Consider the following 26247-nt stretch of genomic DNA (forward strand, 5'->3'; position numbering starts at 1 on the left):
GTTTAACATTCAGCAGAGATGTTGACTGTCACACCGCCTTCGCGAGCAAGCCCGCTCCCACATTTGATCAGTGTCATGGACTGAAAATGGGAGAAAAAAAAAGGCCTCGCACATGCGAGGCCTTTTATTTTGGTTTCAATCTGGTCAACTTTGCGGCCTCATTCCCTGGGCAAGTCCGAACATGAGCAATAACAAATCATGGTCAGGTTGCGCCGCCGTCGAGGCCTTGATTGCGCGTGGTAATGGACAGTGAGCATCGCTGCTCACTGAACTCAGGACCTGCGTGCGTGGCTGCTCCCAGGCAGCCACCGCCAATGAAGCAACTGCCAAGGCTCCTACTAAAAACAAACCTCGTGCAATTTCTAGTTTCATCGCTATAAACCTTTGATAGCGCTGCCAAACGCCGTCTCATAAAAGTAGACGAGTTTTTTCCAGTCTGCATCGCTGAATGACGAATGGCGACGCAGTTGCTTCAGGTCATGAGCGGCCGCTTGATGAGCGGTCATACGCTGTCGGCACTTCTCCAGATCGATCAAGGCGATTTCGACTTTGGCCGATTCACCTTCGCCGGTCACCCGCAAAAACACGTGCTTGATATAGAGGCAGCTGTGCTGCCAACGGCCCTTGTGCATGCGGGCGAGGTTCTCGGCCAGATCCTTTAACACGCGATCATTCACCGCCTCGCCATGACGCTCGCGACCACCACCGGCGTACCAGTGTTCGATTTCCTCGAAGCCATCCAGCGACTTGGTCACCAGCAATGCGCGCCATTTGTGCACAGGGTCGCGCTGTGCGCCGCAGAAAACGATTTCAGGAACACGCACATCGAGCTTGCGCAGGCCGATCAGCGCGTCTTGCTCGCGCAACACGGTCGGACGGCCAAACGGGTGCAGCCAGCTGCGATAGATATGGCCGGTCTGGCGCTTGGCATAGAGCAATTGTCCATCGCTGCCCATGACGCGCTGCACGCCACTTTCCCCGCCACGGCGAACGTTGGGTTCTTCAACCCATTCACCGCGCTGATTCCAGAAATAGTCGAAGCGGTCCTTGGGAGCGACTTCCGTTTCTGCTGCACATTGCACTGCCATCCTGTTACCTCTTGCGTAATACGTAAACGCGCCACATGGCGTAGAGCGGTATAAAGTCCAGTTTTTCCTGGATGCGGAAACCCGCTTGCTCGAATTCTTTTTCTACCGTTGCGGCCGGTAACACAAAGCGGTTTTGGTAACCTTCCTGCCCACGCCGCGCTTCTGAACGCTTGCGTTTCCAAGCCTTGAAGTTGCCGTCCACCCACAACGAAATGATCACGCTGTCACGGCTGACACGCTCGAATTCGCGCAGAATCGCCATTCGATGCTCGGCTTCACCGATGTGGTGCAACAAACGCATACAGAAAATGCTATCGACGGCGTTATCAGGCAAGGCGATGTCGAACGCAGAAGTGTGCAAGGGTTGTACCCGTTTTACCACGTCAGCGGGCTGCGCCTGGCAAGCTATCTTCACCATCGATTCAGAGTTGTCGGCGCCGATGATCGCGCGGTTGGCCTTCTCCGCCAGCATTGGCCAGAAACGCCCGGCACCGCATGGCAGGTCGAGCACCAGTCCAGGATCGCCGGCCAGCGTCAGCGCCTTGCGCCCCAGCTGAACGTCGCGCCAGTGGGACAGCTTGCGACCGAGGCCATCCTGATGCTTTTGCAGGTAGCGTTTAGCGTGTTGATCGTCGTATTTTTCGGAAAAGTCGAGTTTGATCGGGCCGTCCATCATCAGGTCTCCTGAAATGCTGATGCCACCAACCTTAGGTAGTTTAGTGTCGGAGTCAGGTCATTCAATTGTGAAAATTTCGTTGATGGAAACCCTGAACTATTTCAAGGTTTTACAGGATATCAACAATAGCTGAGGGCCATCCCAACGCAACCTGGCAATCAATTAGCATCCGACGCCTGTAACTCGACCTGAAATCGACAGCCATTGGGCTCCATGGTCGTCAGGCTGACGGTCCAGCCCTGGTTCTCACAAATCCGCTGCACCAGCGACAGCCCCAGACCCAGACCCTCGCCACGTTTTTCCGAACCCCGCACGAAAGGCTCGAACATCGCCTCGCGTTTTTCTTCGGGAATGCCCACCCCGCTGTCCTCGACCACAAACCCCGTGGCTGAGAGTGTCAGGCGAATGAAACCGTGTTCGGTGTAATGCAGCGCGTTGCGCAACAGGTTGCCCATCACCGCATGCAGGAGCGTTGCGTTGTAACGGGTTGTTGGCGGAGGACCCGCTTCGAAAATCAGCTTCAGCCCCTTGGTTTCAATGGGCTCTCGCCACAGCGTGAGCAACCCGCCAGCAACCTGTTTCAGGTTTTGCTGCGGCGACATGCTGGCGTCTTCACGTTGTGCGCGGGCCAGCATCAGAAAGGTTTGTACGAGTTCACGCATCTCTTCACAGGCACGGGCAATGCGCTCGACCTGGGCGCGGCCGCGCTGATCGATCCCGGGGTTTTCCAGCAGCAGCTCACAGGAACTGGCCAACACCATCAGGGGCGTACGCAGTTCGTGGCTGACGTCACTGGTAAACAACCGCTCGCGGGTCAGCGCCTGGCGCAAACGCCCCAGGGTGGCGTCGAAAGCTACGGCCAGTTCGCCCACTTCGTCAGCGGCATAATCCGGCGCCAGAGGCGGCGCCAGTCCCAACAATTGATCGCGATGACGCACCTGGCGGGCCAGTCGTACCACGGGCGCCATGACTTTACGCGCCAGGACCCAGCCGAGAAAAACCGCCAGCGCCAGGCTCAGGACGAAGCCGACCAGCACCACGGCAAACAGCACCCGCTCACGTTCTTCGAAATCGCTTTGGTCCTGAAGCAGCACGTAACGCCGGCCGTCGACGATTTCGACCATGGCGTGATACGACAGCTGATCGCGGAAAACCTCGTGAAAACCCGAATCGAGGTTACGCAAATCCTTGGGCAGTTCGAAATCCCCTGCCCCGCCGCTGAAGTAGAACAGTTGATCCGGCTCGGGGCGGTGGCTCCAGTCCGACATACTGTCCATCAGCAACAGTCGCTGCAGATCGCCACCCAGTCCGGACGAAATCAGCTTTTCTTCCACCACGTGCACGGTCGCGATAATGCCCATGGCAAAGGCGCCGGCCACCAATGCGCTCATCAGCGCAAAGGCGATGATGATCCGTTGAGCAAGGCTTTGCTTAAACTCCATCACGGCCCTCGGCCAAGCGATAACCCACACCGTGTACGGTTTGCAGCAATGGTTTGGCGAAGGGCTTGTCGATCACCTGACGCAATTGATGGACGTGGCTGCGCAGGCTGTCGCTGTCCGGGCAGTCATCACCCCACAGCGCTTCTTCGAGAATTTCCCGACGCAGCACGTGCGGGCTTTTCTGCATCAACACGGCCAGCAATTTCAGGCCCACCGGGTTGAGTTTCAGCAGTCGCCCTTCGCGGGTCACTTCCAGGGTGTCGAGGTCGTAGGCCAGATCGCCGACCTGCAACGTGCGACGACCGCCACCTTGGGTGCGACGCATCACCGCCTCGATCCGCGCGGCCAGCTCAGACAGCGCAAACGGTTTGATCAGGTAGTCGTCGGCGCCGGACTTGAAGCCCTGCAACCGGTCGTCGAGTTGATCGCGGGCGGTGAGCATGATCACCGGCGTGTCGCGGCGGGCGTCTTCGCGCAGGCGTTTGCATAAGGTGTAGCCGTCAATGCCGGGCAGCATGATATCAAGCACGATCAAGTCATAATGCTCGGTGGCTGCCAGGTGCAGGCCGGACAAACCGTCTTGTGCGCAATCCACGGTGTAGCCTTTGAGGCCCAGGTAATCAGCCAGATTGGCCAGGATATCGCGGTTGTCTTCAACCAATAGAATTCGCATGGGCACACCTCTGTAACACAGTAACGGCCGTCTTGGCCCGCGCAGCTTAAGGCCAAGTGTGGCTCAGGACTAGGGTTTCGCGTCGTAGAATCAATTCGTTCAACCAAATGGTAGGGTTAACACCTTTTTCACTGTCGATTCACACCCTGGCAACAGCATCCAGGCGAGAATCCCACGCGATTGATAATAAGGAAGGTTACACAATGGATTTCTTCAAGACGGCGCCAATGCGCTTCCTCCTGCTGGTTACCGGCGCCTGGCTGGCGATTTTCTTCCTGACCCGAACGGTTCTGCTACTCACTCACCTGGACGAGACCGGCAGCGGTTTCCTGTCCGTGTTTGGCATCGGCTTGCTGTATGACCTGGGCTTTATTGCCTATGCAGCATTGCCCATGGGCCTGTACTTGCTGTTATGTCCGCCAGCGTTGTGGCGCCTGCGTGGTCATCGCTGGTTGCTTCAGGGCCTGCTGACGGTCAGCCTGTTCGCCATGTTGTTCACCGCCGTGGCCGAATGGTTGTTCTGGGATGAATTTGGCGTGCGCTTCAATTTCATCGCCGTTGACTACCTGGTGTATTCCGATGAAGTACTGAACAACCTGCTCGAGTCCTATCCGATCGGCAAATTGTTGAGCCTGCTCGCGGTCCTGGCGGTCGGCCTGAGCTTCGCATTGCGCAAGCCCTTCAATGCCGCGATGAACGCCCCTTTGCCGCCATTGCGCGGGCGTCTGCTGAATGCTTTGGGCTTACTGATCGTGGCCGGTTTGAGCCTGCAACTGCTCAGCCAGGATTCACCTCGCGCACAAGGCGGTAACGCCTACCAGAATGAATTGGCGAGCAATGGCCCGTACCAGTTTTTCGCAGCGTTTCGCAACAACGATCTGGATTACCCGCAGTTCTACAGCACGCTGCCGGCCGACGTTGTCGCACAGCAGATTCGGGCCGAACTCAGCGAACCCAATGCACGTTTTGTCGGTAAGGACCCGCAAGACATCCGTCGGGACATCGATAACCCCGGCACCCTGCGCAAACCCAACATCGTGCTGGTGACCATCGAAAGCTTCAGTGCCAAGTACATGGGCAGCAATGGTGACCAGCGTAACCTGACGCCCAACCTCGATGCCCTGCGCAAACAGAGCCTGTACTTCAACAATTTCTACGCCACCGGCACCCGTACGGATCGCGGCCTGGAAGCCATCACACTGGCCATCCCGCCAACGCCGGGGCGCTCGATCGTCAAGCGCATAGGCCGTGAGAGCGGTTTTGCCAGCCTCGGCCAACAGCTAAAGGCCGTGGGTTACGACAGCGTGTTCGTTTACGGCGGTCGCGGTTACTTCGACAACATGAACGCGTTCTTCGGCGGCAACGGTTACCGCGTGGTCGACCAGAGCAGCGTCGATGAAGCCGAGATTCACTTCAAGAATGCCTGGGGCATGGCCGACGAGGACCTGTATACGCAAACGCTGAAACTGGCTGACGCCGATTATGCGAAGCAACAGCCGTTCCTGCTGCAACTGATGACGACGTCCAACCACCGCCCTTACACCTACCCGGACAACCGGATCGACATCAAATCCGGTAACGGCCGTGACGGCGCCGTGAAGTACACCGACTATGCCATTGGTCAGTTCCTCGATCAGGCGCGCAAAAAGCCGTGGTTTGACAATACAATCTTCGTCTTCGTCGCTGACCACACTGCGGGCAGCGCCGGTAAAGAAGATTTGCCGATCACCAACTACCAGATTCCGCTGTTCATTTATGCACCGAAGTTGATCCCGGCCCGTGAGACCGCACAACTGGCCAGCCAGATCGACCTCGCCCCCACATTGCTGGGCTTGCTGAATCTGGATTACGAATCGACCTTCTTTGGTCGCAACCTGTTGCAGGACAATCCGCTGCCGCCGCGCGTGGTGGTTGGCAATTATCAACACCTGGGGTTGTTTGACGGCAAGGATCTGGCGATCCTAAGCCCGCGCCAAGGGTTGCGCCGGCATGATGACGCGCTGACAGAAAGTCGCGAGTCCCGTGCCACCGCCAATGATCCATTGATCACCCGTGCGATTACGTATTACCAATCGGCCAGTTATGGCTTCAAGCAACAGCTGCTTGGCTGGAAGGCACCCAAGGAGGGTGCCGGCCAAGTTGGCGAACGTTAACCGAATCGCCCCGGGCTGATGCCCCGGGGTTTTCTTTTGTTCAGGATCCACCATGTCATCTACCGTTGTCCGTCCTGCCTCGCGCCCGCTCAATTTGTGGGTGTGCCTGGGTATTCCCGCCGTCGCGGCGATCGTTCTGGTGCTGCTCGAACTGACGTCCCTGGACATGGACCTTGCCAAGCTGTTCTACGATCCAGTGGCGGGGGATTTCATCGGACGCCACAGTTACTTCCTGGAAGACATCCTGCATGAGCGAGCCAAGCAGGTGGTCATCGCCTTTTCCGTGTTTTCGATCATCGGTTTTATTGCCTGCTTTTTCGTGGACAAGTTCAAGCCGTTCAAGCGGGAATTGGGCTGTCTGGTGCTGTCGCTGGCACTGGCAACCTCCTTTGTGACCCCGATGAAGGCAGTGACGGCGGTGCAATGCCCATGGAGCCTTGAGCAGTTCGGCGGTCACGAGACCTACAGCGAACTGCTGAGCCCTCGCCCGCACACGGAAAAACCTGGCCGTTGCTGGCCGGGTGGCCATGCCGCCACCGGTTTCACACTGTTTGCCCTGTTCTTTGTGTTGCGTGACCGTCGTCCGCGCATGGCGCGTGCGGCGTTTATCTTCGCCTTCACCCTGGGTTCGGTGTTCTCGATTGGCCGGATGATGCAAGGCGCGCACTTCTTTTCGCACAACGTGTGGACGGCGGTTTTCTGCTGGCTGATTTGCCTGGGATCGTATTACTACGTTCTATACCGGCCGGCTTCCAAGGTTGAATCGGTGGCCAAAGTGAAAGCAGTCAACGCCTGAAACACAGATCAAAATGTGGGAGCGGGCTTGCTCGCGAATGCGGTGTAACATCCAACGAATATGTTGCCTGTTACACCGCATTCGCGAGCAAGCCCGCTCCCAGGGTCCGGTGTAACTTCAGATTTTGGGCAATAAAAAACCCCGCCTGCTTTCGCAGGCGGGGTTTTTTTATACAGGGGTAAGGCTGGCTTACATCATGCCGCCCATACCGCCCATACCGCCCATGTCTGGCATGCCGCCAGCTGGAGCGTCGTCCTTGATCTCGGCGATCATGGCTTCGGTCGTGATCATCAGGCTGGCGATGGAAGCCGCTGCCTGCAGAGCCGAACGAGTCACTTTAGCCGGGTCGAGGATACCCATTTCGATCATGTCGCCGTATTCGCCGGTAGCAGCGTTGTAACCGTAGTTACCCGAACCCTGCTTGACCTTGTCGACCACTACGCTTGGCTCGTCACCGGAGTTGGCAACGATCTGGCGCAGTGGCGCTTCAACAGCGCGACGCAGCAACTGGATACCAACGTCCTGATCAGCGTTGTCGCCTTTCAGTTCGGAGATCGCCTGCAGAGCGCGAACCAGTGCCACGCCGCCGCCAGGTACCACGCCTTCTTCAACGGCTGCACGGGTAGCGTGCAGGGCGTCTTCAACGCGGGCTTTCTTCTCTTTCATTTCAACTTCGGAACCAGCGCCAACCTTGATCACTGCAACGCCGCCGGACAGTTTGGCCAGACGCTCTTGCAGTTTTTCACGGTCGTAGTCGGACGAAGTGTCAGCCACTTGCTGACGGATCTGCAGAACGCGAGCCTGGATGTCAGCCTCAACGCCGGCGCCGTCGATCACGGTGGTGTTTTCTTTGGACAGGATCACGCGCTTGGCATTACCCAGGTGTTCCAGGGTAGTGCTTTCCAGGCTCAGACCGATCTCTTCGGAGATTACGGTACCGCCGGTCAGGACAGCGATGTCCTGCAGCATGGCCTTGCGACGGTCGCCGAAGCCTGGAGCCTTGACGGCTGCGACTTTAACGATGCCACGCATGTTGTTCACAACCAGAGTCGCCAAGGCTTCGCCTTCAACGTCTTCGGCCACGATCAGCAGTGGACGGCCGGCTTTGGCAACGGCTTCCAGTACTGGCAACATTTCGCGGATGTTGGAGATCTTTTTGTCGACCAGCAGGATCAGCGGACCGTCCAGCTCGGCAGTCATGGTCTCTGGCTTGTTGACGAAGTACGGGGACAGGTAACCACGGTCGAACTGCATGCCTTCAACAACCGACAGTTCGTTTTCCAGGCCCGAGCCTTCTTCAACGGTGATCACGCCTTCTTTACCGACTTTTTCCATGGCTTCGGCAATGATGTCGCCGATGGAGCTGTCGGAGTTGGCCGAAATGGTGCCGACCTGAGCGATTGCCTTGGTGTCAGCGCAAGGCTTGGACAGGGCTTTGAGCTCTTTGACGATAGCGATGGTCGCTTTGTCGATGCCGCGCTTCAGGTCCATCGGGTTCATGCCGGCAGCGACGGCTTTCAGGCCTTCGTTGACGATCGATTGAGCCAGAACGGTAGCGGTGGTGGTGCCGTCGCCTGCGTCATCGTTGGCACGGGAGGCAACGTCTTTGACCAGCTGCGCGCCCATGTTTTCGAAGCGATCTTTCAGCTCGATTTCTTTGGCAACGGAAACGCCGTCCTTGGTGATGGTCGGAGCGCCGAAGCTCTTCTCGATGATCACGTTACGGCCTTTAGGGCCCAGGGTCGCTTTTACTGCGTCAGCCAGGACGTTCACACCGGCGAGCATTTTCTTGCGGGCGGAATCGCCGAATTTAACTTCTTTAGCAGCCATGATCGATATTCCTTAAATACTTTGTAGTAGCGGGAAAATGAGCGGGGAATCAGCCTTCGATAACAGCGAGAATCTCGTTCTCAGCCATTACCAGCAGGTCTTCGCCGTCAACTTTCACGGTGTTGCTGCCGGAGTACGGGCCGAACACAACCTTGTCACCCACTTTAACGGCCAGTGCACGCACTTCACCGTTGTCCAGCACGCGGCCGGTACCGACAGCGAGAATCTCGCCGCTGTTGGCTTTTTCAGCAGCCGAACCTGGCAGGACGATACCGCCAGCGGTTTTCTTTTCTTCTTCGCTGCGACGGATGACGACGCGGTCATGCAGAGGACGAAGCTTCATTGTCGATCTCTCCTAATTGTGGTTTTCATCGGCCGGTGTATTCCCGGCGGGTTTAACAAATCCGGCGGAGCCGGGTGCGGCTCGACAAGCGAGACGCGGAAGTCTGTCTGGCGTGATCGCCAGAAACCTTGCGGTGACCGTTACATAAGGGCGCATAAGCTTATTACAAGGGCGGGGATCGAAATTTTTTACAACGATGACCCGAAACAGACACGGCACCCGAAGGTGCCGTGCAGGTGAAACGTTTTACTGGGTGTCGCGGTGTTCGAACTCGCCTTCGATCACATTGGGCTCACGGCCCAGCGGCTCGCGTGGAGCAGGACCGCCACGCGGCTGCAGGTTGTCGGCGAATGCGCGCTGACGGATCGCGGCCTCTTCGGCGCGCTGACGCATTTTGTTGGCCAGCAGTCGACGGGAGATCGGCAGCAGCATGATCAGGCCCAGCACATCAGTCACGAAGCCCGGCAGGATCAATAGACCACCCGCCAGGGCCAGCATCAAGCCTTCCAGCATGGTCTGGGCCGGCAGCTCGCCACGATTCAGGCTTTCTCGGGCACGCAGTGCAGTGGCCAGACCGGCGATGCGCAACACGAACACGCCGAGCATCGAGCCGAGAATGATCAGTAGCAGGGCCGGGAAAAACCCGATTGCCCCACTGACTTTGACGAATACGAATAGCTCCAACACCGGGAACAGTACAAAGAGCAATAAAAAAGGGCGCATCAAATGGTTCCTCAACGCAAGAATGCCTTGCCAGTAAGCCTTAGATGACGTCGCCCTTTCGTGAATTCAAGCGTCGGCGACTTCTTTTTTGGGCCAATGCTCGGCGTGAGCCAGGAAAACCAAGGCTTCCCGGACTTGTGTCGGCGTATTACAAGGCGCTTGAAACGGCAACCAATACAGCGCCTGACCGATGCGCAAATGCATGCCTTCGGTGTCGATGCCGGCCAGCTGCGCCGGTTCGGTTTTCGGCAGGCCCGCCAGTTCGACGTAGTGCGCGATGGCTTTGGCGTGATCGGCATTCATGTGCTCGACCATGCTCACTTCGGCTTTGCCGGCAAACGGGTTGGCCAACGTCAGATGATCGACCCAGTGAATCGCACCGAAGCCGCCGATGTAGCGGTGACGCACCGGTTTGAGTACCCAGAAATCGAAATCGTGGGCCTTGTGATAACTCTGTGAATCCGGGAAGTAACGGTAGTAGCGATCGGCCGCCGCTTCAATGGCTGCCTCGTCTTCGAGCTTTTCTGCCTCGGCGAGGTACGTCAGGCGACCAACGGCTTGCACGTCGTCGGCCTCTCGCTCGCCTACGAACAGTGAGCATTTCGGGTCTTTCAGCAGGTTATGCGTGTGCTGGGCGATGCGGCTGATAAGGATCAGCGGCCGGCCCTGATCGTCCAGGCAGTAAGGAACCACCGAGCCAAACGGGTAACCCGGCATCGACTTGGAGTGGGTCGAAAGCACTCCACGGTATTCCTTGAGAAGCAATTCTCGGGCATTCTTGGCCGCTTCAACGCTCAATTTATGACTCCTTATATAGAATCCGTCGAAAAAACGGACAGGCGCCTGGGAATAAGTATCCAGTACGCCATCGGGGCAGTTCTCATGTGCAGCCAGGCCACACCAGGCGCAGATCGAGAGGCCCTCTAGAAGGAAACCACTCTGACCTGCTATTGGGGCATGCGAATGCAACTCACTGACAAAGTAATCATTATCACTGGCGGTTGCCAGGGTTTAGGCCGTTCGATGGCCGAGTATTTCGCGGGTAAAGGCGCGAAGCTGGCGCTGGTGGACCTGAACCAGGAAAAGCTCGACGACGCCGTCGCCGCGTGCAGGGTCAAGGGCGTCGAGGCGCGCAGCTACCTGTGCAACGTCGCCAATGAAGAGCAAGTGACCCACATGGTCGCCCAGGTCGCCGAAGATTTCGGTGCGATCCACGGCCTGATCAACAACGCCGGCATCCTGCGCGACGGCCTGTTGCTGAAGGTCAAGGACGGCGAAATGACCAAGATGAGCCTGGCCCAGTGGCAGGCGGTTATCGACGTCAACCTGACCGGCGTGTTCCTGTGCACCCGTGAAGTCGCGGCAAAAATGGTCGAGCTGAACAACAGCGGCGCGATCATCAATATCTCCTCGATTTCGCGTGCCGGCAACGTTGGCCAGACCAACTACTCGGCGGCCAAGGCAGGCGTCGCGGCAGCGACCGTGACCTGGGCCAAGGAACTGGCGCGCTACGGCATTCGCGTGGCGGGCATTGCCCCGGGCTTTATCGAAACCGAGATGACGCTGGGCATGAAGCCTGAAGCGCTGGAGAAAATGACGGCCGGTATTCCGCTCAAGCGCATGGGCAAACCGGAAGAGATCGCCCATTCGGCGGCGTACATTTTCGAGAACGACTACTACACCGGCCGGATCCTGGAAATGGATGGCGGGTTGCGGATATAAACCCACCGCAAAACCAATGTGGGAGCGGGCTTGCTCGCGAATGCGGAAGATCAGTCAACTTATCTGTTGAATGACACACCGCATTCGCGAGCAAGCCCGCTCCCACATTTAACTGTATTTCAGATTATCAATCGTCGCTGATGGTGATGTTCGGCATCGATGGCGACGCCGCTTCCTGCAACACGATCCGCGCGCCGACGTGGCGAGCGAGTTCCTGATACACCATCGCAATCGGGCTGTCCGGCTCGGCGATCACCGTTGGCTTGCCGCCATCGGCCTGCTCACGAATGGCCATTGCCAGCGGCAACGAGGCCAGCACTTCAACCCCGTACTGATTGGCCAGCTTCACCCCACCGCCCTCCCCAAACAGATGCTCCGCATGCCCGCAGTTGGAGCAGATGTGCACGGCCATGTTTTCCACCACGCCCAGCACCGGGATGTTGACCTTGCGGAACATCTCTACGCCTTTGCGCGCATCCAGCAACGCCAGGTCTTGCGGGGTGGTGACGATCACGGCACCGGCCACCGGGACTTTCTGTGCCAGGGTCAGCTGAATGTCACCGGTGCCTGGCGGCATGTCGATGACCAGGTAATCGAGGTCGCCCCACGCGGTTTGGGTCACCAATTGCAGCAGCGCACCGGAGACCATCGGCCCACGCCAGACCATCGGTGTGTTGTCGTCGGTCAGGAATGCCATCGACATCACTTCGACGCCATGGGACTCGATCGGCACGAACCATTTCTGATCCTTGACCTTTGGTCGGGTGCCTTCAGGGATGCCGAACATAATGCCCTGGCTCGGACCATAGATGTCCGCGTCGAGAATCCCGACCTTGGCGCCTTCACGGGCCAACGCCAGCGCCAGGTTCGCGGCGGTGGTGGACTTGCCCACGCCGCCCTTGCCGGATGCCACGGCCACCACGTTTTTCACGTTCGCCAGCCCCGGAATTTGTGCCTGGGCCTTGTGCGCGGCAATCACGCTGGTGATGTCGACACGGGCCGTCGTCACGCCGTCCAGGCCTTCGATAGCCATTTGCAGCATCTGCGACCAACCGCTCTTGAACAGACCGGCGGCGTAACCCAACTCCAGCTGGACGCTGACGCGATCGCCCTGGATGTCGATGTTACGCACGCATCCGGCGCTGACCGGGTCCTGGTTCAGGTAAGGGTCGGTGTATTGGCGAAGGACGGCTTCCACCGCTGCGCGATTGACGGCGCTCATGGGCAACTCCGATAGCAAGACTGGAAAATCAGGCGGGTATCCTACGCCGGACATACATTTGTGGCGAACAGATTACTGTGGCTGGAATGCTTCCTGTGGCGAGGGGGCTTGCCCCCGTTGGGTGGCGAAGCCGCCCCGAAACCAGCACACGCAATCCGGCAGATACACCGCAATCTCCGGTTTTACGACTGCTGCGCAGCCGAGCGGGGGCAAGCCCCCTCGCCACAAAAGCTCTTTTGTAACAGTAAGCCCTCAGGCCTCGGGGGTGAAAAATATGCGCCGGCGCTTTATAGTGGCCGACCTCCGTTTCATCAAGTAGCCGAGCCCCATGTCCGAGCCACGCAAGATCCTCGTCACCAGCGCCCTGCCCTATGCCAATGGTTCGATCCATCTTGGCCACATGCTGGAATACATCCAGACCGACATGTGGGTGCGCTTCCAGAAGCACCGCGGCAATCAATGCATTTATGTCTGCGCCGACGACGCCCACGGTTCGGCGATCATGCTGCGCGCGGAAAAGGAAGGCATCACCCCGGAACAACTGATCGCCAACGTCCAGGCTGAACACAGCGCCGACTTTGCCGAGTTCCTGGTGGACTTCGACAACTTCCACTCCACTCACGCCGAAGAAAACCGTGAGCTGTCGAGCCAGATCTACCTGAAGCTGCGCGACGCCGGGCACATTGCCCAGCGTTCCATCACGCAATACTTCGACCCGGAAAAGAAAATGTTCCTGGCCGACCGCTTCATCAAGGGCACCTGCCCGAAATGCGGCACTGAAGACCAGTACGGCGACAACTGCGAAAAATGCGGTGCGACCTACGCGCCCACCGACCTGAAGGATCCGAAGTCGGCGATCTCTGGCGCCACGCCGGTGCTCAAGGATTCCCAGCACTTTTTCTTCAAGCTGCCCGACTTCCAGGAAATGCTGCAAACCTGGACCCGCAGCGGCACCCTGCAAGACGCCGTGGCCAACAAAATCGCCGAATGGCTGGATGCCGGCCTGCAACAGTGGGACATCTCCCGCGATGCGCCGTACTTCGGTTTCGAGATCCCTGACGAGCCTGGCAAATATTTCTACGTGTGGCTGGATGCGCCGATCGGCTACATGGCCAGCTTCAAGAACCTGTGTGATCGCACGCCGGAGCTGGACTTCGACGCGTTCTGGGGCAAGGACTCCACGGCCGAGCTGTACCATTTCATCGGCAAGGACATCGTCAACTTCCACGCGCTGTTCTGGCCAGCCATGCTCGAAGGCGCGGGTTTCCGTAAACCGACCGGCATCAACGTGCACGGCTACCTGACCGTCAACGGTCAGAAAATGTCCAAGTCCCGCGGCACCTTCATCAAGGCCCGGACGTACCTCGATCACCTGTCGCCGGAATACCTGCGCTACTACTACGCGGCCAAGCTGAGCCGTGGCGTCGACGACCTCGACCTGAACCTCGAAGACTTCGTGCAGAAGGTCAACTCGGACCTGGTCGGCAAAGTCGTCAACATCGCCAGCCGTTGCGCCGGTTTCATCCATAAAGGCAACGCCGGTGTGCTGGTGGCGGGTAATGCCGCGCCTGAGCTGACCGACGCATTCCTGGCCGCTGCGCCAAGCATCGCCGAGGCTTACGAGGCTCGCGACTTCGCCCGCGCCATGCGCGAAATCATGGGTCTGGCCGACCGTGCCAACGCCTGGATCGCCGACAAGGCGCCGTGGTCGCTGAACAAACAGGAAGGCAAGCAGGACGAAGTCCAGGCCATCTGCGCCTTGGGCGTCAACCTGTTCCGCCAGTTGGTGATCTTCCTCAAGCCCGTCCTGCCGTTGCTGGCCGCCGATGCCGAGGCGTTCCTGAACGTCGCGCCGCTGACCTGGAACGACCACGCGACCCTGCTCAGCAATCATCAGTTGAACGAGTTCAAGCCGTTGATGACCCGCATCGACCCGGTGAAAGTGCAGGCCATGAGCGACGCTTCGAAAGAAGACCTGACCGCCAGCGCAACCGATACCGGCGAAGCTGCACCGGCCGGCAACGGCGAATTGGCCAAGGATCCGCTGTCGCCAGAGATCGAGTTCGACGCATTCGCTGCGATCGACCTGCGCGTCGCGCTGATCGTCAAGGCTGAACACGTGGAAGGCGCCGACAAGCTGCTGCGCCTGACCCTGGACATCGGCGACGAGCAACGCAACGTGTTCTCCGGGATCAAGAGCGCTTACCCGGACCCGTCCAAGCTCGATGGTCGCCTGACCATGATGATCGCCAACCTCAAGCCACGGAAAATGAAGTTCGGCATCTCCGAAGGCATGGTGATGGCGGCCGGTCCTGGCGGCGAAGAAATCTACCTGCTCAGCCCTGATAGCGGCGCCAAGCCGGGTCAGCGCATCAAGTAAGGTCTTGCTGCAAACCGATCCCACAGTCGTGCCTGGCGCGACTGTGGGATTTTCATATCTGGCCCACCCTCCGTCCTTGCCGGATAATGCCTAAGCTTTTTAGACCGCTCGTTATAAAGCCCCCGTTCTTGCCGGCACGATCATGACCGAGATACTGCTTACGCTTATCAGCGCTGCCCTGATCAACAATGTCGTGTTGCACTGGCCGCTGGGCGCCGATCCGCTGCTGGGTAACGTGCATCGGCAAGTCCATGCGCTGGGCATTGCGACCACCTGTTTGATGCTGATGGTTGGCACGCTAGGTTATTCAGCGGACCGTTGGCTGCTGGTGCCGTTGGAGCTGACGTCCCTGCGCCTGTTCGTGTTCTTGCCCTTAAGCGTTTTGTTGATCGCACCGATGCTGAAAGCGCTGTCGCGGGCACTGCCAAAACTGGCGTTCGACGGGCTCTGGCCGCTTCTCTTGGGCAACGCTGGCGTGCTCGGGTTGACGTTGCTCAATGCTCAGGACGACAAGGGATTCTTTCACGCCACCTTCCTGAGCCTCGGCGCCGGGTTGGGGTTTTGGCTGGTGCTGAGCCTGTTCAGCGATTTGCGCCAGCGCACACTCGATAACGATGTTCCCCTGCCCTTTCGTGGCCTGCCGATTCAGTTGATCGGCGCCGGACTGGTCGCAGTGGCATTTCTCGGATTTAGCGGACTGATCAAAACATGAGTCTGATTCAACGCATCGACGCCCTCCTGCCGCAGACTCAATGCGGCAAGTGTGGCCACCCCGGATGCAAGCCCTACGCCGAAGGCATCGCCAGCGGCGAGCTGATCAACAAGTGCCCGCCCGGCGGCAGCGAAACCATTGCAGCCCTGGCCGATCTGCTGAAAGTACCGGTGCTGGAACTGGACACCAGTCGCGGCTCAGCCCCGGCGCAGATTGCCTATATTCGCGAAGCCGAATGCATCGGTTGCACCAAGTGCATCCAGGCCTGCCCGGTGGATGCCATCGTAGGCGCGGCCAAGTTGATGCACACGGTGATCGTCGACGAATGCACCGGTTGCGACCTCTGCGTGGCGCCCTGCCCGGTGGATTGCATCGAGATGCGCCCGTTGCCGCTGGCCACGGTCCTGCCGATTGTCGGGGGCCTGGCCTTCAGCCTTGAAGAGCAACGGGCTCGCGCCGCCAAACGCAACCATGCACGGCGCCGCTTTGAACAACGCAATGCCCGCTTGCAGCGTGAGGAACAACAAAAAATCGCAGAACGCCAGGCCCGCGCCCAACGCGCCGTTGGGCACAGTGAAGTGACGACGACTGACCCGGTGCAAGCGGCGCTGGAACGCGTGCGCGCGCAAAAAGCGGCGAACGCTGATGCGGCGCTGAAAAAAGCCAAGATCGATGTGGCGATGAGTCGGGCGCAACTGAACAAATCGCTCAAGGCCTTCGGGCATCCACCGACCTTCGAGCAGCAATCGCAACTGATCGTGCTGCAACAACAGTTCGAGGCCGCCGCACAGGTCTTGGCACAACTGGAGAGCACTTCGCCGCCAACCCCGGCGCCGGTTACCCCGGCGAAGGACGCCGACTTGAAGCGGGCGAAAATCCAATTGGCCGTGCGTCGCGCCGAACTCAAGAAAGCCCAGGCCAACGAAGCACCGGCCGAACAGCTCGACGCCCTGCAACGTGCGCTCAACGAGGCCGAACAGGCCTTGCACGTCGCTGAAGCGGCGAGTGAACAACCGCTGCCGGACCTGACACGTATCGAAAAGCGCCCCATCGACAGCCAGCTTCGACAGTTGAAAACCGAATTGGCCTACGCCCGTGCCGACGTCAGCAAACTCGAACGAGGTGTGGACACCCCGAGCGAATTGATCGACAAGGCCCGCGCGCGGCTGCTGGAAGCCCAGCGTCAGGTGGACGCCTATGTCGCCCCTTGAATCGGTGGACGAACGCCTCCAGCAGGCCATGAAGCTGGTGTTGCTGGCGACCATGCCGGGGATGCTGACGTTGTTTTGGCTGTATGGCTGGGGCGTCTTGATCAACCTGATGCTGGCGGCCATCACCGCGCTGGCGGTTGAAGGCGCCGTCTTGCAACTGCGCCGGCGTCCGCTGAAACCCACGTTGAGCGACGGCAGTGCGATGGTCAGTGCGACGCTGCTGGCGCTGGCATTGCCATCGTACTGTCCATGGTGGATGACGGTGTGTGCGGCGGCGTTCGCGATATTGGGCAAGCAGGTATATGGCGGCGTGGGCAAGAATCCGTTCAATCCGGCGATGCTCGGTTTCGCCCTGGTGCTGGTGACCTTTCCCCAACAAATGACCCATTGGCCGTCCTCCCACGGCATGGACTTGCTCAGCGGCCTGCAACAGATATTCGGCTTCCACCTCAGCGCTGCACCAGACGCCTGGGCCCAGGCCACTGCGCTGGACAGCCTGCGCATCAACAAAAGCCTGACCATGGATGAACTCTTCGCCGGCAACCCGGCGTTCGGCCATTTCGGCGGACGCGGCGTGGAATGGGTCAACCTGGCCTTTCTGGCCGGTGGCGCGTTTCTCCTGCAACGGCGGGTATTCAGTTGGCATGCGCCGGTCGGCATGCTCGCCAGCCTGTTTGTCATCAGCCTGCTCTGCTGGAACGGTTCGGGCTCCGACTCCCATGGCTCACCGCTGTTTCATCTGCTCACCGGCGCGACCATGCTGGGGGCTTTTTTCATTGCCACTGAACCGGTGTCCGGGGCAAAAAGCGCGGGGGCCCGATTGCTCTTTGGTATCGGTGTGGGCTTGCTGACATACCTGATACGGACCTGGGGCGGCTATCCGGACGGATTGGCATTTGCCGTGTTACTGATGAACCTTTGCGTACCGGCGCTGGAGCGTTTTATTGCGTCCCGGCAGGAGCCCGTAAGCCCATGAACCGAGCGTCCAGCGTTTTGATTCTGGTGCTGCTCGCCGGACTGGGAATCGGCGCGACCTACCTCGCGCATTACACCAGCGCTCCGCGCATTGCCGCAGAACAACGACTGATCGACAGTCGCAACCTGCTGGACTTGCTGCCGGCGCAAAGCTACGACAATCAGCCGCTGGAACAGCCGCTTGCTGTCACCAACATCCCGTTGGCCAACAGCACGCTGCTGGGCGGCTACCTGGCGACCAAGGCCGGCCAGCCGAGCGTGGTGTTGCTGCGCAGCCAGACACTGGGCTATGAAGGCAAAATCGAGTTGATGATTGCCATCGATGCCAACGGTAAGTTGTTGGGGGTCAAAACCCTCAAGCAATCGGAAACCCCGGGGCTGGGTGGCAAGATCGCCGACTGGCCGAACGCATGGCTTCAGGCGTTTACCGGCAAGTCCCGCAACGAACCCGGCGATACTGGCTGGGCCTTGAAAAAGGATCAGGGACAATTCGATCAGGTGGCGGGGGCGACCATCACTTCAAGGGCGGTGATCAGCGCCATTCATGACGCCTTGCGCTACTTCGATGAACACCGCGAACCATTGATCGGGAGTGGCGCCCATGACTAAGTCATTGCCCCTGCAAAACTCACTGATGCTGGCGCCCCTGATCGGCGCCACGACTTCCTGGTCGGCGGCGCTGGGACTGTGGCTGATGTTCATTGTGGTGATCAGTGCCTATGGCGTTGGCATGTGTGCTTTGCGCTCGCGACTGGTTCCGCCGGCCTGCTTGCTTGCCAGCATCCTGCTGGCCGCCACGCTCACCAGCTGCGTGCAAATGGCCGCCCAAGCCTGGTCACTCCAATGGCATCAGCCTGTGGCGCTTTACGCTGGACTGATCGCCCTGCAATGCGTTGTGCTGGAATACAACGGTTTCTTCCAGAGCCCACGCCTTGATCGCGTGCGTCTGTGCGCCGCGTTTGGTGCTTTGATGCTGGGCTTGGGCCTGCTGCGCGAACTCCTTGGCAACGGCGGCCTGCACCTCGCCACGCTAGTCCCAGGCGGTTTCATCCTGCTGGGATTGTTGATTGCCGCACATCAGGCCTGGGCTCGCTCGACGCCCTCACATTGATTGACTGTTTTTAGGGATACGCATCGTTCATGAATGCCGCAAAACGTTTGGAAATTTTCCGCCGGTTTCACGAAGACAACCCGGAACCCAAGACGGAACTGGCGTATTCGTCGCCCTTCGAATTGCTGATTGCTGTCATTCTTTCCGCTCAGTCGACCGATGTCGGCGTCAATAAGGCCACCGCCAAACTCTATCCCGTGGCCAACACCCCGGCGGCGATCCATGCGCTGGGCGTCGAAGGGCTGTCTGATTACATCAAGACGATCGGCCTGTTTAATAGCAAAGCGAAAAACGTGATCGAAACCTGTCGCTTGCTGGTAGAGCGCCACGGCGGCGAAGTCCCGCAAACCCGCGAAGAACTGGAAGCGCTCCCTGGCGTCGGCCGTAAGACGGCGAACGTGGTGCTCAATACCGCCTTTCGCCAACTGACCATGGCCGTGGACACCCATATCTTCCGGGTCAGCAACCGCACCGGCATTGCTCCCGGCAAAAATGTCGTCGAGGTTGAGCAGAAACTGATGAAGTTTGTACCCAGGCAATACCTGCTCGACTCCCATCACTGGCTGATCCTTCACGGGCGCTACGTTTGCCTGGCCCGCAAGCCCCGCTGCGGCAGCTGCCGGATCGAGGATTTGTGCGAATACAAGCAAAAGACCTCAGACGATTGAGGCGCTATTAAAATTATTGATGTATCGATTGAAAAAATCTTTTTTACCCGCCGGGCGATTATCGATATAAGGGGCGCCAAAGGCAGTCTTAGCCTGGAGTTGACCTATGAGCACTGGCAAAGAGCAATTGGACGTAGAAGACGACTTCACACCCGTTGAGGCTGATGACGCTGAACCGGTGGTAGAGGTGGCAAAGACCAACCTGAGCAAACGTCGCACCATCGACAATTTGCTGGAGGAGCGCCGACTGCAAAAGCAATTGGCCGATTACGATTTTGACCTGTAATACCTAAAAGCCTCCCGAAACGGAGGCTTTTTACTAAGCGCCAATCGCTGATGAGCACGGCTTCATCAGACGTGGGTGGCACTTATACCAAGCCATTGCGTTGAGCCAGTTCGATCAGGTCGACCAGGGAGCGAGCATTGAGCTTCAACAACAGGCGGGTTTTGTAGGTACTGACGGTTTTATTGCTGAGAAACATTCCATCGGCAATCTCCTTATTGGTTTTTCCTCTGGCCAACTGTTGTAAAACCATCATTTCGCGTCCGGACAAACGATCCACCATATCGGCTTCACTGGCATTACCAAGACTTGAGCGCACGGTATGCAACGCTTGATTCGGAAAATAACTGTAGCCTGACAGCACGGCTTTTATTGCACTGAGCAACTCCGTCAGGTCCTGTTGTTTACACACATAGCCTGCCGCCCCCGACTGCATGCAACGCATGGAAAAATGCCCCGGTGCCTGTGAAGTCAATATCAGCACTTTAAGTGGCATCGCCGTCGATGTCAGCCGCGCAATAACCTCCAGACCATCCAGCTTGGGTATTCCAATATCCAGAATGACAATATCCGGCATAAGTTCGCGGGCAAGTTGTAATGCGTCCACGCCGTTATCTGTTTCTGCAATGACTTCGTAGCCATGGCGCTCCATTAGCATACGTACCGCAAGACGAATGACGGGGTGATCATCCACGATCAGCACTTTATTCATGGGCAAGTCCAATTTCGCTGTTCGAATTTTTAGAGCCCGCACAATAGCCTAGTCGCTTCATCCATGGCATGCCGCCCCCCTCGGCCACCCACAGCCAGAGACATTTCTTACAAACTTAAAAGACTAGTCCTACAAATTTCTTAAAACAAATTGCATCCTGCGTGGTATCAAACTTCGCGAAGCCAGCCTCCCGGCAGTTTTTCTGTATCGAAATACGGCAATAAAAAAAATAGCAATCCATCACGCGCGCACCTCCGACACCACACCAGGATTCAGCTACGCTTAAAAACAAGCAAGCCCCCTCACCGATAAAAAACCTTACACAAAAAAATGTCATTCTCAGAAACAACTAACCGCTTATTTTAAGACACACTTAAATCCAGACAACCCCACTATATTTCCCAGTAAAACGCCCCACACTCAACCCACACACAAACAATAACGCTATTCTATCAACCCCTTAAAAAATACAATTTTAAACCGGAGACTTACCCATCTACATCACTAATATTTTTCACACGATACAACTAAACCCTAACAAACAACCCTTCAACCCTCGAGCAAAAGCCAATACCATAATGAGCAAAAAACATGATAAAACTCAAAAGCAAAATTACGAACCCCATGACTATCATTGCAATATTCGCAACACTGTCTGAAGCATCAGCGGCCGTTTCACTACCCTTTCTCGGCGATGAGGAACGAACGCTTTACATCTGGTTTCTGATCAGTTTTCCGTTTTATTTGCTTCTACTATTCTTCGCGACCCTTAACTTCAACTATCGGTCGCTTTACGCGCCTTCTGATTTTGAAAAGGGAGAGCACTTTTTAACCGTCATGAAAAGCGCCGGTCGCAAGAGCCATACTTCCTCCGCGCCTAATCTTCCGGCCCGGCATTATGTCTGCCTGCCTGAAAGGCTGAAGGACCTGCACATCGTCGATGCACGCTCGACGGATCAGCCGTTAGAGTTCAGCTCGCTGCTGGCGAGCATTCAGCCAGCACAGAAAAAGCTCGCGCGAGTGATCGTATTTCTCACGTGCGGCGACTCGGAGACATCACTGAAAGAAAGCGTGCTCAAGCATTCGAAGCTGACAAAGAAGCGCAGCGGCTCCATCTTCTGCGTTGCTTATAATTCGAGCTCTCAAGCGCTGACAATCATTGGGCAAACGTTTTATCCGGCAGGGACCGGTAGGTAGCTCTTGAAGAGAAAAAGGAGAGAAAAACAGCAGGAAGGTGTAACGCACATCAAGAAAAAGCTGAATGCTCAATGAATGCCTGGCAGAACATCCCCCTTGCGAGGTGTGGCCTTGTCATCGACAAGGCCACACTTCTATTACCAGCTCAAAGGTCTCAGAACAGCTTGCGGCCTTTGTTCGCGGCAATGCGCATACGCAGGGCGTTGAGCTTGATGAAGCCCGCTGCGTCGGCCTGGTTGTAAGCGCCGCCGTCTTCTTCGAAGGTCGCGATGTTGGCATCGAACAACGATTCGTTAGACTTGCGACCGGTCACGATCACGTTGCCTTTGTACAGCTTCAGGCGAACAACGCCGTTCACGTGGGCCTGGGACGCATCGATCATCTGTTGCAACATCAGACGCTCAGGGCTCCACCAGTAACCGGTGTAGATCAGGCTGGCGTACTTGGGCATCAACTCGTCTTTGAGGTGAGCCACTTCGCGGTCCAGGGTGATCGATTCGATCGCACGGTGAGCGCGCAGCATGATGGTGCCGCCAGGCGTTTCGTAGCAGCCACGGGACTTCATGCCCACGTAACGGTTCTCGACAATGTCGAGACGGCCGATACCGTGTTCACCACCGATACGGTTCAGGGTCGCCAACACGGTGGCAGGGGTCATTTCGACGTCGTCCAGTGCAACGATGTCGCCGTTACGGTAGGTCAGTTCGAGGTACTGTGCTTTGTCAGGAGCGTTCTCCGGGGAGACGGTCCATTTCCACATGTCTTCTTCGTGCTCGGTCCAGGTGTCTTCCAGCACGCCGCCTTCATAGGAGATGTGCAGCAGGTTGGCATCCATCGAGTACGGGGATTTTTTCTTGCCGTGACGTTCGATCGGGATGTTGTGCTTTTCAGCGTAATCCATCAGCTTTTCACGGGACAGCAGGTCCCATTCACGCCACGGAGCAATCACTTTTACACCTGGCTTCAAGGCGTACGCGCCCAGTTCGAAACGAACCTGGTCGTTGCCCTTGCCAGTGGCGCCGTGGGAAATGGCGTCAGCGCCGGTTTCGTTGGCGATTTCAATCAGGCGTTTGGCGATCAACGGACGAGCGATGGAAGTACCCAGCAGGTACTCGCCTTCGTAAACGGTGTTGGCGCGGAACATCGGGAAAACGAAATCACGCACGAATTCTTCGCGCAAGTCGTCGATGTAGATCTCTTTGACGCCCATGGCCTGTGCCTTGGCGCGCGCAGGTTCGACCTCTTCGCCCTGACCCAGGTCAGCGGTAAAGGTCACCACTTCACAGTTATAAGTATCCTGCAGCCACTTGAGGATCACCGAAGTGTCCAGGCCGCCGGAATACGCCAGAACGACCTTGTTTACGTCCGCCATGCCATCACTCCACGGGGTTCTACGGAAAGCCGTGAAGTCTACCGGTCATACGAAATAATTTACAGTGGCGCGACAGCTTATGACGACGAAGCGACAGATTCTTTCGATCGAGCGACGAACTCAACAGGGTCAGGAGGTGGTCGCGGCGCTTCCTGATGTCGTGCCTTGAGGCGCGACGTTCTGGGTCGGTGCTACGCGCTCCAGGCGCACCGCGACCCGACGATTCTTCGCGCGGTTGGCGGCGTTGGTGTTGGGCGCCACAGGGTAACGCTCGCCGTGGAAGCGCATGGTGATCTGCGATTCCTGAATGCCGTTGGCCTTGAAATAGTCCATCACTGCCAGGGCGCGCCGGCGCGACAATTCACGGTTGGCCAAGCGATTGCCACTGTTATCGGAGTGCCCGTCGAGTTCGATGTGATTGACTGACGGATCAGCCTTCATGAACTCCAGCATCACTTGCAACTGCGCCTTGGCGTGCCCATCGAGTTCGATGCCTTCAGCACCCGTGAAGGTGATCTCGGACTGTTTGACCTGTTCGAAATTCTTCGGCAACAGTTTCGCCACACAGCTTTGGTAATCGTTGAACGCCTTGCTGAACTTGACCGGCAACAGCCGCACTTCCGACACCCGGCCATCGCCGGAGGCATGCCGGATCACCGGACTGCGCCCATCGATCAAGCCACTGATCAGACGCCCGGCTTGAGCTTGCGAGCTATTGAACAGCACATTGCCGCTGCCCAGGCGTACCGAGCCCAGATTGATATCGCCACGCCCTGGCTGCCACGGCGCGGCGGCCGCCAGCAAGGTCGCCGAACCACCACCGATCATCGCGTTGTAGGCATTCAGACGAAATATCGCCTGCTCGCCGGCACGGCGTACGAATTCACCCGAGCCGAAATCAGTGATCGGCTGAGTCAGGCGGCATTCGAACTTGTCACCTTCGACCGTCCACTCGATGCTCTCCAGACGCGTCTGGAAAGTGAGCGCCATCGCAGGAAGGCTGGCAAACACACTGAGCAAGGCTAAATAACGCTGGCGCACGGGAGGCTCCACTGGCTTCTACAACAAAAAGACCGACACACGCATGTTTCCGGCATACCTGATTCATATCGGTAGGTTCCTGCAAAACTTGATAGCGAGTGCCTGCAAGAGTCTTTTCCGGTAGCATTCCCCTGAGTTTGACCCGCCTGGAATCCCCTCATGTCCGACCGCCTGACCCTGCTGCGTCCCGACGACTGGCACATTCATCTTCGCGATGGTGCCGTGTTGACCAATACCGTTGCGGATGTTGCGCGCACCTTTGGTCGCGCCATCATCATGCCCAACCTGGTACCTCCGGTGCGTAACGCCGCTGAAGCCGACGGCTATCGCCAGCGAATCCTCGCTGCACGCCCGGCCGGCAGTCGCTTCGAACCGTTGATGGTGCTTTATCTGACCGACCGCACCCAGCCCGAAGAAATTCGCGAGGCCAAGGCCAGCGGTTTCGTGTATGCCGCCAAGCTGTACCCGGCCGGCGCGACCACCAACTCGGATTCTGGCGTCACCAGCATCGACAAGATCTTCCCTGCGCTAGAGGCCATGGCCGACGTCGGGATGCCTTTGCTGATTCACGGTGAAGTCACCCGTGGCGATGTGGACGTGTTCGACCGCGAAAAAATCTTTATCGATGAGCACATGCGCCGCGTGGTCGAGCGTTTCCCGACGCTCAAAGTGGTGTTCGAACACATCACCACCGCCGACGCCGTGCAATTCGTCAACGAGGCTTCGGCCAACGTCGGCGCCACCATCACCGCGCATCACCTGCTGTACAACCGCAACCACATGCTGGTGGGCGGGATTCGGCCGCACTTCTATTGCCTGCCGATTCTCAAGCGCAATACACACCAGGAAGCCCTGCTCGACGCCGCCACCAGTGGCAGCGAAAAGTTTTTCCTGGGCACCGACTCGGCCCCCCACGCCCAGCACGCCAAAGAAGCCGCGTGTGGCTGCGCCGGTTGCTACACCGCGTATGCGGCCATCGAGATGTACGCCGAAGCGTTCGAACAGCGCAACGCGCTGGACAAGCTCGAAGCCTTCGCCAGCCTTAACGGCCCGCGTTTCTATGGCCTGCCAGCGAACACCGACCGCATTACCCTGGTCCGCGATGAGTGGACCGCCCCGACCAGCCTGCCATTTGGCGAGCTGACCGTTATCCCGCTGCGCGCCGGTGAAAAACTGCGCTGGCGCCTGCTGGAGGAACACGCGTGAGTGAAGACCATTTCGACGACGAACAGGACGGTCAAGGCGGTGGAGGCGGTCCTCGTCATCCAATGGCTGCCAGATTCCGTGGCTACCTGCCGGTCGTCGTCGACGTAGAAACCGGTGGTTTCAACTCGGCCACCGACGCTCTGCTGGAAATTGCTGCAACCACCATCGCCATGGACGAGAAAGGGTTTGTGTACCCCGATCACACCTACTTCTTCCGTGTGGAGCCTTTTGAAGGCGCAAACATCGAAGCGGCGGCGCTGGAATTCACCGGGATCAAACTCGACCACCCGCTGCGCATGGCCGTGAGTGAAGAAGCAGCGCTGACCGATATTTTCCGCGGTATCCGCAAGGCCTTGAAAGCCAACGGCTGCAAACGGGCAATTCTGGTTGGCCACAACAGCAGCTTCGATTTGGGCTTCCTCAACGCAGCGGTCGCACGCCTGGACATGAAACGTAACCCGTTTCATCCGTTCTCCAGCTTCGACACCGCGACCCTTGCCGGTCTGGCCTACGGTCAAACCGTGCTGGCCAAGGCTTGCCAGGCAGCGGATATCGACTTCGACGGTCGCGAGGCTCACTCGGCTCGCTATGACACCGAGAAGACGGCCGAGCTATTCTGCGGCATCGTCAATCGCTGGAAACAGATGGGTGGCTGGGAAGACTTCAACGACTGAACTCGTTGATTTATCCCGCGCATAAAAAAACCGGCCT

At 58.0% G+C, this 26247-nt stretch carries 27 protein-coding genes; 14 read left to right on the forward strand and 13 right to left on the reverse strand.

The genetic code is table 11. The features are described from left to right. Window positions 1-144: 144 nt before the first annotated feature. The 5 genes from EAH78_RS15730 to colR all read right to left on the reverse strand — a co-directional run bounded on the left by EAH78_RS15730 (window position 145) and on the right by colR (window position 3879). Window positions 145-372 (reverse strand): hypothetical protein, encoded by a 228-nt coding sequence (locus tag EAH78_RS15730; protein ID WP_140668330.1) that lies wholly within the window; start codon window positions 370-372, stop codon window positions 145-147. A 2-nt stretch (window positions 373-374) separates the two neighbouring features. Further along, window positions 375-1088, reverse strand: a complete 714-nt coding sequence (locus EAH78_RS15735) for a lipopolysaccharide kinase InaA family protein (protein ID WP_140668331.1) — start codon at window positions 1086-1088, stop codon at window positions 375-377. Between the two features lie 4 nt (window positions 1089-1092). After that, window positions 1093-1761 carry a class I SAM-dependent methyltransferase gene (locus tag EAH78_RS15740; RefSeq protein ID WP_140668593.1) on the reverse strand — a complete coding sequence of 223 codons (669 nt, stop codon included), beginning with the start codon at window positions 1759-1761 and terminating at the stop codon, window positions 1093-1095. Window positions 1762-1922: 161 nt separating this feature from the next. Continuing rightward, on the reverse strand, window positions 1923-3206 hold the full coding sequence (locus EAH78_RS15745; protein ID WP_140668332.1) for a sensor histidine kinase: 1284 nt from the start codon (window positions 3204-3206) through the stop codon (window positions 1923-1925). Next, window positions 3196-3879, reverse strand: coding sequence for a two-component system response regulator ColR (gene colR / locus EAH78_RS15750; protein WP_007948597.1), 684 nt, complete (start codon window positions 3877-3879; stop codon window positions 3196-3198). Before colR ends, EAH78_RS15745 begins: the two co-directional genes overlap by 11 nt. Window positions 3880-4082: 203 nt before the next feature. Here colR and EAH78_RS15755 point away from each other — a divergent pair, with 203 nt between their 5' ends. Both EAH78_RS15755 and EAH78_RS15760 read left to right on the forward strand, forming a co-directional pair. After that, the gene (locus EAH78_RS15755; protein WP_140668333.1) at window positions 4083-6032 is read left to right on the forward strand and encodes an LTA synthase family protein; all 1950 of its coding nucleotides are present in this window, start codon (window positions 4083-4085) and stop codon (window positions 6030-6032) included. A 52-nt stretch (window positions 6033-6084) separates the two neighbouring features. Further along, entirely contained in the window at window positions 6085-6828 is a 744-nt protein-coding gene (locus EAH78_RS15760; protein WP_140668334.1) for a phosphatase PAP2 family protein, read from the forward strand. Between the two features lie 189 nt (window positions 6829-7017). On the opposite strand, the gene groL is transcribed toward EAH78_RS15760, so the two are convergent. The 4 genes from groL to EAH78_RS15785 all read right to left on the reverse strand — a co-directional run bounded on the left by groL (window position 7018) and on the right by EAH78_RS15785 (window position 10522). Next, the gene (gene groL / locus EAH78_RS15770) at window positions 7018-8658 is read right to left on the reverse strand and encodes a chaperonin GroEL (protein WP_140668336.1); all 1641 of its coding nucleotides are present in this window, start codon (window positions 8656-8658) and stop codon (window positions 7018-7020) included. Between the two features lie 49 nt (window positions 8659-8707). Further along, window positions 8708-9001, reverse strand: coding sequence for a co-chaperone GroES (locus EAH78_RS15775; RefSeq protein ID WP_019827816.1), 294 nt, complete (start codon window positions 8999-9001; stop codon window positions 8708-8710). A 246-nt stretch (window positions 9002-9247) separates the two neighbouring features. After that, window positions 9248-9724 carry an FxsA family protein gene (locus tag EAH78_RS15780; RefSeq protein ID WP_140668337.1) on the reverse strand — a complete coding sequence of 159 codons (477 nt, stop codon included), beginning with the start codon at window positions 9722-9724 and terminating at the stop codon, window positions 9248-9250. 66 nt (window positions 9725-9790) lie between these two features. Next, window positions 9791-10522: a HugZ family protein gene (locus EAH78_RS15785; protein ID WP_140668338.1), complete on the reverse strand. Its 732-nt coding sequence runs from the start codon at window positions 10520-10522 to the stop codon at window positions 9791-9793. 165 nt (window positions 10523-10687) lie between these two features. Here EAH78_RS15785 and EAH78_RS15790 point away from each other — a divergent pair, with 165 nt between their 5' ends. Next, a complete protein-coding gene (locus EAH78_RS15790) occupies window positions 10688-11446 on the forward strand; it encodes an SDR family oxidoreductase (protein WP_140668339.1) in 759 nt (252 codons plus the stop codon). 127 nt (window positions 11447-11573) lie between these two features. On the opposite strand, the gene apbC is transcribed toward EAH78_RS15790, so the two are convergent. Continuing rightward, window positions 11574-12668, reverse strand: coding sequence for an iron-sulfur cluster carrier protein ApbC (gene apbC, locus EAH78_RS15795; RefSeq protein WP_140668340.1), 1095 nt, complete (start codon window positions 12666-12668; stop codon window positions 11574-11576). A gap of 328 nt (window positions 12669-12996) precedes the next feature. On the opposite strand from apbC, the gene metG reads away from it, so the two are divergent. From metG to EAH78_RS15835, 8 genes are all read left to right on the forward strand, one after another. Continuing rightward, window positions 12997-15048: a methionine--tRNA ligase gene (gene metG / locus EAH78_RS15800; protein WP_027922856.1), complete on the forward strand. Its 2052-nt coding sequence runs from the start codon at window positions 12997-12999 to the stop codon at window positions 15046-15048. Between the two features lie 142 nt (window positions 15049-15190). Further along, window positions 15191-15760 (forward strand): electron transport complex protein RnfA, encoded by a 570-nt coding sequence (locus tag EAH78_RS15805; protein WP_140668341.1) that lies wholly within the window; start codon window positions 15191-15193, stop codon window positions 15758-15760. Beyond that, window positions 15757-16971, forward strand: coding sequence for an electron transport complex subunit RsxB (rsxB, locus tag EAH78_RS15810; RefSeq protein WP_140668342.1), 1215 nt, complete (start codon window positions 15757-15759; stop codon window positions 16969-16971). The genes EAH78_RS15805 and rsxB overlap by 4 nt, the downstream gene beginning before the upstream one ends. Next, window positions 16958-17947 carry an RnfABCDGE type electron transport complex subunit D gene (locus EAH78_RS15815; protein ID WP_140668343.1) on the forward strand — a complete coding sequence of 330 codons (990 nt, stop codon included), beginning with the start codon at window positions 16958-16960 and terminating at the stop codon, window positions 17945-17947. The genes rsxB and EAH78_RS15815 overlap by 14 nt, the downstream gene beginning before the upstream one ends. After that, window positions 17944-18555 carry an RnfABCDGE type electron transport complex subunit G gene (locus EAH78_RS15820; protein WP_140668344.1) on the forward strand — a complete coding sequence of 204 codons (612 nt, stop codon included), beginning with the start codon at window positions 17944-17946 and terminating at the stop codon, window positions 18553-18555. Before EAH78_RS15815 ends, EAH78_RS15820 begins: the two co-directional genes overlap by 4 nt. Continuing rightward, entirely contained in the window at window positions 18548-19057 is a 510-nt protein-coding gene (locus EAH78_RS15825) for an Rnf-Nqr domain containing protein (RefSeq protein ID WP_140668345.1), read from the forward strand. The genes EAH78_RS15820 and EAH78_RS15825 overlap by 8 nt, the downstream gene beginning before the upstream one ends. A 29-nt stretch (window positions 19058-19086) precedes the next feature. After that, entirely contained in the window at window positions 19087-19725 is a 639-nt protein-coding gene (gene nth / locus EAH78_RS15830) for an endonuclease III (protein ID WP_140668346.1), read from the forward strand. A 106-nt stretch (window positions 19726-19831) separates the two neighbouring features. Next, window positions 19832-20011 carry a PA3496 family putative envelope integrity protein gene (locus tag EAH78_RS15835; RefSeq protein ID WP_007898493.1) on the forward strand — a complete coding sequence of 60 codons (180 nt, stop codon included), beginning with the start codon at window positions 19832-19834 and terminating at the stop codon, window positions 20009-20011. An 82-nt stretch (window positions 20012-20093) separates the two neighbouring features. Here EAH78_RS15835 and EAH78_RS15840 read toward each other — a convergent pair whose 3' ends face one another. After that, window positions 20094-20720, reverse strand: a complete 627-nt coding sequence (locus EAH78_RS15840) for a response regulator transcription factor (protein WP_007943575.1) — start codon at window positions 20718-20720, stop codon at window positions 20094-20096. 591 nt (window positions 20721-21311) lie between these two features. On the opposite strand from EAH78_RS15840, the gene EAH78_RS15845 reads away from it, so the two are divergent. Further along, the gene (locus EAH78_RS15845; RefSeq protein WP_140668347.1) at window positions 21312-21917 is read left to right on the forward strand and encodes a hypothetical protein; all 606 of its coding nucleotides are present in this window, start codon (window positions 21312-21314) and stop codon (window positions 21915-21917) included. 154 nt (window positions 21918-22071) lie between these two features. Here the strand turns inward: EAH78_RS15845 and EAH78_RS15850 are convergent, their stop codons facing one another. Both EAH78_RS15850 and EAH78_RS15855 read right to left on the reverse strand, forming a co-directional pair. After that, the gene (locus EAH78_RS15850; protein WP_140668348.1) at window positions 22072-23289 is read right to left on the reverse strand and encodes an argininosuccinate synthase; all 1218 of its coding nucleotides are present in this window, start codon (window positions 23287-23289) and stop codon (window positions 22072-22074) included. Window positions 23290-23418: 129 nt separating this feature from the next. Next, window positions 23419-24330, reverse strand: coding sequence for a flagellar protein MotY (locus tag EAH78_RS15855; RefSeq protein WP_140668349.1), 912 nt, complete (start codon window positions 24328-24330; stop codon window positions 23419-23421). Between the two features lie 159 nt (window positions 24331-24489). Here EAH78_RS15855 and pyrC point away from each other — a divergent pair, with 159 nt between their 5' ends. Further along, a complete protein-coding gene (pyrC, locus tag EAH78_RS15860; protein WP_140668350.1) occupies window positions 24490-25536 on the forward strand; it encodes a dihydroorotase in 1047 nt (348 codons plus the stop codon). Continuing rightward, a complete protein-coding gene (gene rnt / locus EAH78_RS15865) occupies window positions 25533-26210 on the forward strand; it encodes a ribonuclease T (RefSeq protein WP_027922845.1) in 678 nt (225 codons plus the stop codon). Before pyrC ends, rnt begins: the two co-directional genes overlap by 4 nt. Window positions 26211-26247 lie beyond the last annotated feature (37 nt).

Source organism: Pseudomonas arsenicoxydans, assembly GCF_006438915.1.
GTDB classification, from domain to species: Bacteria; Pseudomonadota; Gammaproteobacteria; order Pseudomonadales; family Pseudomonadaceae; genus Aquipseudomonas; species Aquipseudomonas arsenicoxydans_A.